Here is a 12473-nt window from a genome sequence, read left to right as displayed (position 1 = left end):
GCAAGAATGAGGAGCGTGACCCGACTCGACCCGGCCGAGATCCTCTCCGACGAGCTGCTCGAGCGCTTCCGCGAGCGCGCCGCCGTCCACGACCGCGAGAACACCTTCCCCGACGAGGACCTCGCCGACCTGAAGGCCGCGGGCTACCTCGCGATCCTCGTGCCGAGGGATCTGGGCGGTTCGGGACTCGGCTTGGCCGAGGCATCCGCCCTGCAGCAGCGCCTGGCCGGCGCCGCGCCGGCGACGGCCCTCGCGATCAACATGCACCTGGTGTGGACGGGCGTGGCCAAGGTGCTCGCCGACCGCGGGAGCGATGCGCTGCGCTTCGTGCAGGAGGGGGCTGCGGCCGGCGAGGTGTTCGCCTTCGGGATCAGTGAGGCGGGCAACGACCTGGTGCTCTTCGGGAGCGGGACGGATGCCGCGCCGCTCCCCGACGGGGGCTACGCGTTCACGGGTACGAAGATCTTCACCTCGCTCGCCCCGGTGTGGACGCAGCTCGGGCTGCACGGCCTCGACACCTCGTCTCCGGACGCCCCGCAGCTGGTCTACGCCTTCGTGCCGCGCTCCGAGGTGCAGGCGGACCGCGTCATCGTGCGCGACGACTGGGACACCCTCGGCATGCGCGGCACGCAATCCCGCACGACCGAGCTGCACGGGGCGCTCGCGCCGGCGGATCGAGTCGTGCGGCGCCTGGCGCCGGGCCCCAGCCCCGACCCGCTCGTCTTCGGCATCTTCAGCGTGTTCGAGCTGCTGCTGGCGTCGGTCTACACCGGCATCGCTCGGCGCGCGCTGGATCTCGCGGTCGCCACCGCGCACAAGCGCACGTCGAAGAAGACCGAGAAGGCGTATAGCCAGGATCCCGACATCCGCTGGCGCATCGCCGAGATGGCGCTCGCGTACGACGGCCTCACACCGCAGCTCGACGCACTGTGCCGCGATGTCGACGCGCTGGCCGACCACGGCGGACGCTGGTTCTCGCTGCTCGCCGGCGTCAAGCATCGGGCTGTCACGGTGGCGAAGGCGACCGTCGACGACGCCGTCCTCGTCACGGGAGGATCGTCGTATTTCGCCGGCAACGAGCTCAGCCGGCTGTACCGGGACGTCCTCGCCGGCCTGTTCCATCCGTCCGATCCCGAGTCGGCGCACGCCACCGTCGCCACGGCGTGGCTGGGGCCGATCGAGGAGTGACCCGTCAGGCTCCGATCGCGCGGGTGAGCAGCCGGACGAGCTCGATGTGCACGCGGAAGCTTCGGATCATCTCGCGAGTGGAGTGGAAGTTCATGACGACACGGATGCCGAGCTCTGGCACCGTGAAGGCGTGCGCGCCTGTCACCCCGAGGTGGCCCACCGGTCGCGGGAGGCCCCGCAGGAAGGGCGAGAACCCGTCGTATCGCAACCTCATGAGGCCTTCGCCGTAGCGGATGCCGGCCCGGAACCGATTGCGGTCGCGCGCCATCGCCTCTCGGGAGTCACCGCCGACGAGATCGCCGCGCTCCCACGCCGACCAGAAGCGCGCGAGGTCGTCGAGAGTTGTGACCACTCCTCCGCCGCCCCAGTCGCAGCTCAGGCAGCGGGAACGGCTTCGCTCATCGTCGCCCAGCCACAACGGCGCGATGTCGAGCTCAGCGGCGGGGTCCGGAGCGGTCGAGACGACGCCGCCAGGCAAGGTGTGGAACAGCAGGCACGAGTCCGCCATGCCGGCGGGCGCGAAGATGCCCGCGTGCAGCTGTCCACCCAGGGCGGCGCCGCCCGCCTCCTCGACGACCCGGCCGAGAAGCACATAGCCCGTGTCGGAGTACGAGAAGCGCTGACCGGGATCGCCGACCGGCTGCTGACGGTCGCGGCTGAAGGCGAGGAGGTCGGCGGCACTCCAGTGCCGATCCGGCTCCACGGAGAGGGATCTCTCGAACGAGAGCCCCTCAGCGACTCGACCTCCGAAGTAGTCGGCTGCTCCGCTGGTATGAGACAGGAGGTGCCGCACCGTCACCTTCTCGGCATGATCCTCGCCCCCGCGGAGGAAGAGGCCGCGCCAGTCCTCTCGGGGCAATGCCCGGGTGATCGGCGCGTCGAGATCGACGGCACCCGCTTCGGCTAGTTGGAACGCCCGCGTGGCGGTGAGGGACTTGCCGACGCTGGCGGCGTGGAACCGCCGCGCTCGCTCGCCCCAGGCGAACTCGAACCTCGGCGCCTGGACAAGGATCTGCGCAGGGGGCAGATGGCGACGAGCACGTGCGCGATCGCTCCGGGCAGCGACCCGCGCCATGTCCGCGGCGAGGCGCTCGGGCACTCGGACACCCCTCGTGCGACGATCGATGCCGACATCACTCACAGATATACCTCCTAGATATCTCTCCTAGGTATATCGAACCGGGAGGCGCAATGCAACAGGTCATCCTCGGACTGCTGATCCTGCACGGACCCCTTTCTCTCTACGCGGTGCAGCGTCTGTTCCAGCAGGGTGTCTCGCTGTTCTACAGCGCGAGCTTCGGCAGCATCCAGCGCGCCCTCAAACAGCTCGCCGAGCAGGAACTGGCCACCATCGCCGAGGCAGGTGGCGACGCACGCGGCACCAGGCCTTACACGGTGACGGATGCCGGACACCGGGCCTGGCGGGAATGGATGCTGTCTCCGATCTCGGGCTCCGACGTCGAGAAGATCGCGCTCGCGCGCACGTTCTTCCTCGGACTGCTCCCCGACACCGCGGAGCGCCGCCAGGTCCTCGATACGATCCGCGCACGGGTGGCGGCAGACCTCGCCGAGCTCGAGGGCGTCGCACGCGGCGTGGACGCGAGCGAGATCGCACCCGACTTCACCGACGTGTTCCAGTTCCAGCGGGCGACGCTCGACTACGGCCTCCGATCGAACCGGCTCGCCCTCGAGTGGTGCGACGATCTCACCGCCCGGCTCGACGACTGACCCGACCACGCGTGCGAGGATGACGCCATGGCGCAGACCCCGACACATCTGCTCAGCCCCGCCGACCAGGAGCGGCGACGCGCGCTGCGCGTGATGAAGGGCGTCGCCCTCGGCGCCCTCGTCTTCATGGCGGTCCTGTTCGCGATCGCCTTCGCGTTCCAGCAGGACATCCCCGCCTTCGCCTACGTGCGCGCGGCTGCGGAAGGCGGCATGGTCGGGGCGCTGGCCGACTGGTTCGCCGTGACCGCGCTGTTCCGGCACCCCCTCGGAATCCCCATCCCGCACACCGCGATCATCCCGAGCCGCAAGGACGAGATCGGGCGGACGCTCGGCGAGTTCGTCGAGACCGAGTTCCTGCGCGGCGACGTGGTGCGCACCAAGCTCGAGTCCACGGCGATCGCCCGGCGGCTCGGCGAATGGCTCGCCGAGCCCGAGCATGCCGAACGCGTCGCGGCCGAGGCCTCGGTCATGGCCTCCAGCGTGCTGCAGGCCCTGAGCGACGACGACGTCCAGGACGTGATCGAGGACCTCGCGCGTGAGCATCTCATCGCGCCCGAGTGGGGTCCGCCGCTGGGCGAGTGGCTGGGCCGCATCGTCGAGTCGGGCGCGCACCACGGCACGGTCGACATGGCCCTCGATACGATCAGCGCGTGGCTGGAAGCGAATCAGGCGGCCTTCACCGGGCTCGTCTCGCGCCGGCTGCCGTCGTGGGTGCCGTCCGTCGCCCAGCGCCTCGTCGACGACACCGTCTACAACGAGGCGGTCAAGTTCGTCGCCGCCGTGCGCCGGGACCCCGAGCATCAGGCCCGGCGGGCGATCGACGGCTACCTCTCCCGGCTCGCCGACAACCTCCAGCACGACCCCGCCACGATCGGCCGCTTCGAAGACGCCAAGCACACCGTCTTCGACAGCCCGCGCGTGCGCGAGCTCGCCGCCGAGGCGTGGAACACGGCGAAGTCGGGGCTGCTGCGCTCGCTGGCCGACGCCGACAGCGGGCTGCGCCGGCGCGCCGCCGAGGCTCTCGCCGAGGTCGGTCAGCGACTGACCACGGATGCCGCCCTGCAGAGCCGTGTGGACGCCTGGGTGACCGGTGCCGCCGTGTTCCTCGTGGACCGCTATCGCCATGACATCGCGTCGATCATCACCGACACCGTCGAACGGTGGGACCCGGCCGAGACGACCGAGAAGATCGAGCTCATGGTCGGACGCGACCTGCAGTACATCCGCCTCAACGGCACGGTGGTCGGCGCGCTGGCCGGACTCGCGATCTTCTCGATCGCCCACGCAGTGCTCGGGTAGTCGCGGCGGTACCCTGGCCTCGTGGCCGCCGAACAGCCCGCTCCTCTCGCCCCGTCCGCCCCGCCCGACCTGCTCCTGTTCAGCTACGGGACGCTCCGCTCCGCCGACGTGCAGCTCGACACGTTCGGGCGTCTGCTGGACGGTGACGACGACATCCTGCCGGGCTACACCGTCGACTACGCCGAGATCGAGGACCGCCGCGTCGTGGATCTGTCTGGACTCGCCGTGCACCCGATCGTGCGCCCCACCGGGAACCCCCTCGACAAGGTCGTGGGCACAGCCCTGTGGGTCACGGAAGACGAGTTGGAAGCGTCCGACGAGTACGAGGTGGCACTGTACCGGCGGGCCGCCGTCGTCCTGGCCTCCGGCCGTCGGGCGTGGGTCTACGTGTCGGCCTGACGCGGGCGCGGCGGCGCGGTAGCGTCGGGTCCGTGGCGCTGAATCACGACCCTCTCTGGCCGCGCGCCGGCGCGTGGCCCTCCCCCTCCGAAGACGGAAGGGACGACGGGACGTGGGATGCCGCGATCGTGGGCATCCCCGCATTCCGGACGTCGCTCTCGCCGACCGGCGCGCATGCGACGCCGGCCGCCGTGCGAGAGGCGCTGCGGCGCTACAGTCCCACCGTCCTCGCCCCTGCTTCCGTCGACCTGAACGAGATCCTCCGGATCGCCGACGTCGGCGACATCGACGAGCCGGACGGGCCGGCGGGCGAGCAGTCGGTGCGCACCGCCGTGGCGGCCCTGCGCGAGCGGGCAGACCTCGTCATCGCCCTCGGCGGCGACAACTCCCTCACCTACGGGGTCGTGCAAGGCGCGGAATCGACCGGTCTCATTACGATCGACGCCCATCTCGACCTGCGCGACGGCGTCTCGAACGGCTCGCCGGTGCGCCGGCTCGTCGAGGACGGACTCGACCCGCGGCGGATCGTCCAGCTCGGCATCGCCGACTTCGCGAACTCGGCGGCCTATGCGCGACGCGCCGCCGAGCTCGGCATCACGGTGATCTCCCTCGACGACGTCCGCCGTCGCGGCGCCCATGATGTCGTCGCCGAGGCCCTGGCGATCGCGGGCGCGGGCGACGGTCCGGTCCATCTCGACATCGACATCGACGTCTGCGACCGCTCCGTCGCGCCGGGGTGCCCGGCTTCCGTTCCGGGAGGACTGCAGGCGTGGGAGCTGCGCGCTCTGGTGCGTGCCGCGGCATCCGACTCCCGGCTGCGCAGCGCCGATATCGTCGAGGTGGACGCGACGGCCGATGCCCCCGACGGGCGCACCGTCCGCCTCGCGGCGCTCTGCGTGCTCGAGCTCTTGGCAGGAAAGGCGGTGGGTCGATGACGACGCGCGGAATCACACTGGTGCTCGTGCGGCACGCGAAATCGGACTGGGGCGACGATGCGCTCGCCGATCACGATCGACCGCTGAACGAGCGCGGCCGGCGCGATGCGCCTCGCATGGCCGGGCGTCTCGCCGGCACCGGCTTCCATCCCGACGCGATCCTCTCGAGCACCGCGCTGCGAGCCCGGACCACCGCCGAGGCCTTCGCGGCCGAGCTGGGGGTGCCTGTGACCCTCGACGCCGAGCTGTACGGCGCGTCCGCCGACCGGCTGCTGGCCGCAGCCGCCGCGAGCGGCGCCCAGGCGGTGATCGTCGTCGCACACGACCCCGGGATGAGCGAGCTGGCCGCGCGACTCTCGGGGGATCGCATCGGCCACATGCCGACCTGCGCCGTTGCGACCTTCACCTGGCCGGTCGACGACTGGGACGTCGCGACAGCGACCGACCCCGAGGACTGGAGCTTCGAGTCGCCACGCTGAGGCCGGCGGTCAGACGCGCGCGCCGCTCTTGTAGACGCCCGCGATGAGAGGCACGCCTGGTCGGTAGGCCAGATGCACACGCGTCGGCGCGTCGAGCAGCAAGATGTCCGCGGGCGCGCCGGGCGCGATCGCGCCCACGTCGTGCCGGCGCAGTGCCCGCGCTCCCCCGGCGGTCGCCGCCCATACGGCCTCGGCCGGCGTCATGCCCATCTCACGCACCGCCAGGGCGATCATGAACGGCATGGAGCTGGTGAAGCTCGATCCCGGATTGCAGTCGCTTGCGAGCGCGACCGTGACCCCCGCGTCGATGAGCCGCCGGGCGTCGGGGTAGGGCTGTCGCGTCGAGAACTCCACGCCCGGCAGCAGCGTCGCGACGGTGCTCGATCCGGCGAGGGCCGCGATGTCGTCCGCGCTCAGGAAGGTGCAGTGATCAACGGATGCCGCGTCCATCGCCACCGCGAGACGCACCCCCTCACCGGGTCCGAGTTGATTGCCGTGCACCCGCGGCTCGAGGCCGTGCCGCGCCCCCGCGACGAGCACCCGCTCGCTCTCGGCAGCCGTGAAGGCTCCGCGTTCGCAGAAGACGTCCACCCACCGGCTGTGCGGTGCGCAGGCGCGCAGCATGTCGCCGCACACCAGGTCGACATACTCATCGCGGCGATCGGCGTACTCGGCGGGCACCACGTGGGCGCCGAGGAACGTCACCTCGGGGGTGACTTCGGCCGCCAGGCGGGCGAGGCGGGCCTCGTCGGCGACGGTCAGCCCGTAGCCCGTCTTGATCTCGAACGTCGTCGTTCCCTGACGGTGCAGCTCCGACACGAAAGCGGCGAGCCGCGCTCGGAGCTCTTCGTCACTGGCTTCACGCGTCGCCGCGACCGTCCGGCGTATTCCGCCCGCGGCATAGGGCGTGCCGGTCATGCGCGCTTCGAACTCATCGGCGCGGTCGCCCCCGAAGACGAGATGGGTGTGGCTGTCGACGAACCCCGGGATCACCGCGCGGCCGCCGGCGTCGACGACTTCGAGGCGCCGCAGCCGGTTGGGTCCGCGCGAGACCTCGTCGGGCCGGCGCGAGCGCGAGTGGTTCCCGTTGTCCGGTCGGGCGACCTCGAGGCGGGCATCGGTCCGCTCATGACCGGGCTCTCGCGGCAGTCCGCGTGCCGAGAGCACCGCATCGATCTGGCCGGCCCGCCCCGTCCACGCGATCCTGGATCCCTCGATGAGCACGGCGGCGTCTCGGAGCGTGCCGCACGGGTCGCCGTCGCGGGCGACGTTGGTCGTCAGCTCGCCGATGTTGTCGATCAGCGTCGTGGTCACGGCATCCGCCCCCTCATGTCCCGCTCTCCGCCCATCGTGTCCCATTTCCGGCCGCGTGGAGTGCCGGGAGTGCGCGAAATCGGGACACAGACGTGCTCAGTCCTCGAGCATCGGCACCGTGAGGCCCCGCTCGCGCGCGACCTCCTTCGCCCGGTCGTAGCCGGCGTCGACGTGGCGCATGACGCCGGTGCCGGGGTCGTTGGTGAGCACGCGCGCCAGCTTCTCGGCAGCGAGCGCGGTGCCGTCGGCGACGGTGACCTGGCCCGCGTGGATGCTGCGGCCGATCCCCACGCCGCCGCCGTGGTGGATCGAGACCCATGCCGCGCCCGACGCGGTGTTCAGCAGCGCGTTCAGCAGCGGCCAGTCGGCGATCGCGTCCGAGCCGTCGGCCATCGCCTCGGTCTCGCGGTACGGCGACGCGACCGATCCGGCGTCGAGGTGATCACGGCCGATGACGATCGGCCCCGAGAGCTCACCGGAGGCGACCATCTCGTTGAACTTCAGGCCCGCGAGGTGGCGCTCCTGATATCCCAGCCAGCAGATGCGAGCCGGCAGTCCTTCGAAGTGCACCGCCTCGCCGGCCTTCTCGAGCCAGCGCACGAGCCCGGCGTTGTCGGGGAACAGCTCCCTCACCGCCTGGTCGGTCTTGCGGATGTCCTCGGGGTCGCCCGAGAGCGCGACCCACCGGAACGGCCCCCGGCCCTCGGCGAACTGCGGCCGGATGTAGGCCGGCACGAATCCCGGAAAGGCGAACGCGCGATCGAAGCCGCCCAGCTGCGCCTCGGCGCGGATCGAGTTGCCGTAGTCGAAGACCTCGGCACCGGCATCCTGGAATCCCACCATCGCCGCCACGTGCGCAGCCATCGACGCGCGTGCCCGGCGGGTGAAATCCTCCGGATCGACGGATGCCTCGGCCTTCCAGTCCTCGAACGCCACGCCGATCGGCAGATACGCCAGAGGGTCGTGCGCACTGGTCTGATCCGTCACGATGTCGATGCCGACATCGCCCGCCTGCTGCCGGCGGAGCAGCTCGGGGAACACCTCGGCGGCATTGCCGACCACGCCGATCGATCGCGCCTCGCCGGCGTCCTTCGCCGCCATCGCTCGCGCGACAGCCGCGTCGAGATCGGCGGTGTACTCGTCGAGGTAGCCGTGCTCGACGCGTCGCGCCAGGCGTGACTCGTCGACGTCGACGACCAGCACCGCTCCCCTGTTGAGGGTGACCGCCAGGGGCTGAGCACCGCCCATCCCGCCGCAGCCGCCGGTGAGGGTGAGCGTTCCGGTGAGGTCGGCGGTCGCGGAGCCCTGCGACGCCCGGAGGGAACGGGCGACCGCCGCAAAGGTCTCGTAGGTCCCCTGGAGAATGCCCTGCGTGCCGATATAGATCCACGAGCCCGCGGTCATCTGGCCGTACATCGTCAGCCCCAGCTGCTCGAGGCGGCGGAACTCCGGCCAGGTCGCCCAGTCGCCGACCAGATTCGAGTTGGCGATGAGCACGCGCGGCGCCCACTCGTGCGTGCGGAAGACGCCGACCGGCTTGCCCGACTGGACCAGCAGCGTCTCATCCGGCTCGAGCTCGTCGAGCGTGCGCACGATCGCGTCGAACGCCTCCCAGCTGCGAGCCGCCTTGCCCGTGCCGCCGTAGACCACGAGATCCTCGGGGTGCTCGGCGACCTCCGGATCGAGATTGTTCATGAGCATCCGCTTCGCCGCTTCGGCGCCCCAGCTCTTCGCGGTGCGCTCCGGGCCCCGCGGAGCGCGGACGATGCGCGCGGCACCCCCCGAGGCCGGGCGCGTGTCGATCGTGTCGGTCATGGGTCGATTCCACACGTCCATCGCCCGTGCGGCAACGGTCCGGGCCACGACGCTGTCTGGCATGACAGACATCCACGACCGTTGCGAGCGCCCGCCTGGGCTGATCGAATGGAGTCATGGCCGGCATCCGAGCCCGCACCGACCGCGAACGCGGCGAACGCTTCCGCGCCGCGCTGCGTGAGCCCGGTACGCCGTCGCAGCGCCTGCGCGCCGAAGGGCTGATCGATGAGATCCCCGAGATGGCCGCCCTGGCGCAGACACCGCAGGATCCGGCATGGCACCCCGAGGGCGATGTGCTCGTCCACTCGCTGTGGGCTGCCGATCTCGCAGCCCAGCACGCCGACGAAGCCGGTGCGACCCCCGACGAGCGAGAGCTCCTCGTCCTCGCGACGCTGTGGCACGACATCGGCAAGCCCGAGACCATACGGCGACGCAACGGCCGCATCACCTCGTACGGCCACGCCGAGCGCGGCGCCGAGATCGCCGTGCGGCTGGGGCGACGGCTCGATATCCCGAGCGCACTCGTGGGCGCAGCATCCGCCCTCATCGCCACGCACATGGCACACGTCTCGGTGGGCGGCCGGCCCAGCATCAAGGCGGTGCGGCGGCTGCGCGATCGGCTGCGTGAGGCCGGCACGTCGCTCGAGGACTGGGCGGTCGTCGTCCGCTGCGACGGGGATGCCCGCGGCGCGGCGGCGCGCCCCGACGCATCCGTCCCCTGGCTCCAGGTCGCGGCGACGCTTCCGCCGCTCGCCGCGCGCTGAGCTAGCGCTCCGCCGGATCCCCGAACGCGGCGCGTGCCACCGCGCCGCCGGCGACGAGCTGCGTGACGGCCTCCATCTCGGGCGAGAGGAAGCGGTCCGAGCCCGGCCCGTCGGCGACCGAACGGACGAGGTCGCGCACGGCGCCGGTCACCGGGCCAGGCCGCAGGGGCGCGCGCAGGTCGAGTGCGCGGGCTGCCGTCAGCACCTCGATCGCGAGCACGCGCGACAGGCCGTCGATCGCGCGGCGCAGCTTGCGCGCTGCGGCCCAGCCCATCGAGACGTGATCCTCCTGCATCGCGGACGACGGGATGGAATCCACCGACGCCGGCACGGCGAGCCGCTTGAGCTCCGAGACGATTCCGGCCGCGGCGTACTGGGCGATCATGAGCCCGGAGTCCACACCCACCTCGTGCGCGAGGAACGGCGGCAGTCCGTGGCTGCGCGCGGGGTCGAGAGCTCGATCGGTTCGGCGCTCCGAGATGGAGGCCACGTCCGCGACGGCGATCGCGAGGAAGTCGAGCACGTAGGCGACCGGTGCGCCGTGGAAGTTGCCGTTGGACTGCACCCGCCCGTCGTCGGTGATGACCGGGTTGTCGACGGCGGCCGCCAGTTCGCGCGACGCGATGAGCCGGGCGTGCTCCACGGTGTCGCGCGCCGCCCCGTGCACCTGGGGCGAGCATCGCAGCGAGTAGGCGTCCTGCACGCGCGTGCACACCGACGGGTCGCGGTGCGACGCGATGATGGGCGAGTCGGCGAGCACGGCGCGCAGATTCGCCGCCGAGGCCGCCTGCCCTACCTGGGGCCGCAGCGCCTGCAGGTCGGCGGCGAAGACCGCGTCGGTGCCCAGCTGCGCTTCCACCGACATGCCCGCGGCGACATCGGCGGTATCGAGGAGCATCGACAGGTCGTGAAGCGCGAGCAGCAGCATCCCGAGCATGCCGTCGGTGCCGTTGATGAGGGCGAGCCCCTCCTTCTCGCGCAGGACGAGCGGACGAATGCCCCCCGCACCCTCTCGCGGCGCCGGCGCCTCGCCCGGAGCGTCCAGGCGTGCGGACCCAGCCGCAGCCAGCGCTTCGGCGGCGTCGAGCTCGGCTCCCGCGGCGTCGCGGACCCGTCCCTCACCCATCGCGGCCAGCGCGACGTGCGAGAGGGGCGCCAGATCGCCCGAACAGCCCAGCGAACCGTATTCGCGCACGATCGGGGTGATGCCGGCGTTGAGCATGGCGGCGTAGGTCTCGACGACGACCGGGCGAACGCCGGTATGGCCGGTCGCCAGCGTCTGCAGGCGCAGCAGCATCAGTGCCCGCACGACCTCGCGCTCGACCTCGGGGCCGGTGCCGGCGGCGTGGGAGCGGATGAGGCTGGCCTGCAGCTGCACGCGACGCTCGGGGGCGATGAACGTCGTGGCGAGGGCGCCGAAGCCGGTCGAGATGCCGTAATGGGGCTCGGGGTCGTCCGCAAGCCCTTCCACGAGCGTGCGGGCCGCCGCGACGCGCGCGAGCGCCTCATCCGAGACGACCACACGGGCATCGTGGCGTGCGACGGCGACGACCTCGTCGGGGCGCAGCGGCGCCTCGCCGATCCGGACGACGGTGGGGTCGGCGAGGAGAGCGCTCTGAGACGGTGCGGCCATGCCTCGATTCCACACCGGCCCCCTGCCGTGCGACAGCGGATCGTGGCATCCTGTGTCTGACATGCCAGACAGTTCGCGAGCCCTTGCCGCACGCCCACAGGTGCCCGCCGCCGACCAGACGCTGCGGGTGCTGTCCTACCTGGCGCGACAGCGCGGTCCGGTGCCGGCGCGCTCCATCGCAACAGGGCTCGGCATCCCGCGGTCGAGCATCTATCACCTGCTCTCGACGCTGCAGGAGCACCACTTCGTCGTGCACCTGCCCGAGGACCGGCGATGGGGCCTCGGCATCGCCGCGTTCGAGCTCGCGGGCGGCTTCGCGCGGCAGGAGCCCCTCGCACGACTCGGTCGGCCCGTTCTGGCCGAGCTCGCCGACCGGACCCACGAGAGCGCCCACCTGGCGGTGATGCACGGCCGCGACGTGATGTACATCGTGGAGGAGCGCGCACCTCGGCGCCCCGCGCTGGTCACCGACGTCGGCGTCCGGCTGCCTGCGCACCTCACGGCCACGGGCCGAGCGATGCTGGCGGCCCTCCCTCGCGCACAGGTGCGCGCCTTGTACCCGGATGCCGCGGCCTTCGCCGACCGCACGGGACGCGGTCCGCGCAGACCCGGCGAGCTGCGCGAGATCCTCCGCGAGGTGCGCGTGCGCGGTTGGGCGTCCGAGGACGGCGAGGTCACCCTCGGCCTGCGCTCGGTCGGCGCCGTCGTGCGCGATCACGCCGGATGGCCCGCTGCGGCCATCGCGATCACGTGGCCCGCGACCGAGGCGGGCGACGGCGCGGATGTCGCTGCTCTCACCGGCTTCACCATGGGTGCGGCCGCCGAGCTCGAGCGCCGCATCGGACGCGGCTGACGGTTTAGAACGATCCCGAGGCATCCGCAACCCCCTTGGGCTCACGGAATCGGGGCGCCTAGCGTC

At 71.8% G+C, this 12473-nt stretch carries 12 protein-coding genes; 8 read left to right on the top strand and 4 right to left on the bottom strand.

What is annotated here, in order from left to right:
* The first annotated feature begins 6 nt into the window (after positions 1–6).
* Positions 7–1188: an acyl-CoA dehydrogenase family protein gene (locus WYM_RS11745; protein ID WP_040569297.1), complete on the top strand. Its 1182-nt coding sequence runs from the start codon at positions 7–9 to the stop codon at positions 1186–1188.
* Between the two features lie 4 nt (positions 1189–1192).
* On the opposite strand, the gene WYM_RS20080 is transcribed toward WYM_RS11745, so the two are convergent.
* Positions 1193–2287 (bottom strand): serine hydrolase domain-containing protein, encoded by a 1095-nt coding sequence (locus tag WYM_RS20080; RefSeq protein WP_019181035.1) that lies wholly within the window; start codon positions 2285–2287, stop codon positions 1193–1195.
* 92 nt (positions 2288–2379) lie between these two features.
* Between WYM_RS20080 and WYM_RS11735 the strand changes: the two genes are divergently transcribed.
* From WYM_RS11735 to WYM_RS11715, 5 genes are read left to right on the top strand one after another with little or no spacing between them, the layout of a single operon-like run.
* Positions 2380–2916 (top strand): PadR family transcriptional regulator, encoded by a 537-nt coding sequence (locus tag WYM_RS11735; protein WP_019181034.1) that lies wholly within the window; start codon positions 2380–2382, stop codon positions 2914–2916.
* Positions 2917–2943: 27 nt separating this feature from the next.
* Entirely contained in the window at positions 2944–4215 is a 1272-nt protein-coding gene (locus WYM_RS11730) for a DUF445 domain-containing protein (RefSeq protein WP_019181033.1), read from the top strand.
* 21 nt (positions 4216–4236) lie between these two features.
* Positions 4237–4614 carry a gamma-glutamylcyclotransferase family protein gene (locus WYM_RS11725; RefSeq protein WP_019181032.1) on the top strand — a complete coding sequence of 126 codons (378 nt, stop codon included), beginning with the start codon at positions 4237–4239 and terminating at the stop codon, positions 4612–4614.
* Between the two features lie 32 nt (positions 4615–4646).
* Positions 4647–5549 (top strand): agmatinase family protein, encoded by a 903-nt coding sequence (locus WYM_RS11720; RefSeq protein ID WP_019181031.1) that lies wholly within the window; start codon positions 4647–4649, stop codon positions 5547–5549.
* Positions 5546–6028, top strand: a complete 483-nt coding sequence (locus WYM_RS11715; protein ID WP_019181030.1) for a SixA phosphatase family protein — start codon at positions 5546–5548, stop codon at positions 6026–6028. Before WYM_RS11720 ends, WYM_RS11715 begins: the two co-directional genes overlap by 4 nt.
* A gap of 9 nt (positions 6029–6037) precedes the next feature.
* Here WYM_RS11715 and hutI read toward each other — a convergent pair whose 3' ends face one another.
* Both hutI and hutU read right to left on the bottom strand, forming a co-directional pair.
* A complete protein-coding gene (hutI, locus tag WYM_RS11710; RefSeq protein ID WP_019181029.1) occupies positions 6038–7342 on the bottom strand; it encodes an imidazolonepropionase in 1305 nt (434 codons plus the stop codon).
* Between the two features lie 96 nt (positions 7343–7438).
* On the bottom strand, positions 7439–9157 hold the full coding sequence (gene hutU, locus WYM_RS11705; protein ID WP_019181028.1) for a urocanate hydratase: 1719 nt from the start codon (positions 9155–9157) through the stop codon (positions 7439–7441).
* A 116-nt stretch (positions 9158–9273) separates the two neighbouring features.
* Here hutU and WYM_RS20075 point away from each other — a divergent pair, with 116 nt between their 5' ends.
* Positions 9274–9921 (top strand): HDIG domain-containing metalloprotein, encoded by a 648-nt coding sequence (locus WYM_RS20075; protein WP_019181027.1) that lies wholly within the window; start codon positions 9274–9276, stop codon positions 9919–9921.
* Between the two features lies 1 nt (position 9922).
* Here WYM_RS20075 and hutH read toward each other — a convergent pair whose 3' ends face one another.
* Positions 9923–11554 (bottom strand): histidine ammonia-lyase, encoded by a 1632-nt coding sequence (gene hutH / locus WYM_RS11695; RefSeq protein ID WP_019181026.1) that lies wholly within the window; start codon positions 11552–11554, stop codon positions 9923–9925.
* Between the two features lie 61 nt (positions 11555–11615).
* Between hutH and WYM_RS11690 the strand changes: the two genes are divergently transcribed.
* Positions 11616–12407, top strand: a complete 792-nt coding sequence (locus WYM_RS11690; protein ID WP_051008122.1) for an IclR family transcriptional regulator — start codon at positions 11616–11618, stop codon at positions 12405–12407.
* Positions 12408–12473 lie beyond the last annotated feature (66 nt).

This window comes from Microbacterium yannicii PS01 (assembly GCF_000304335.1).
GTDB lineage: Bacteria > Actinomycetota > Actinomycetes > Actinomycetales > Microbacteriaceae > Microbacterium > Microbacterium yannicii_A.
Note: the sequence above shows the minus strand (reverse complement) of the source record. Positions and strands in the feature narration are given on the sequence as shown.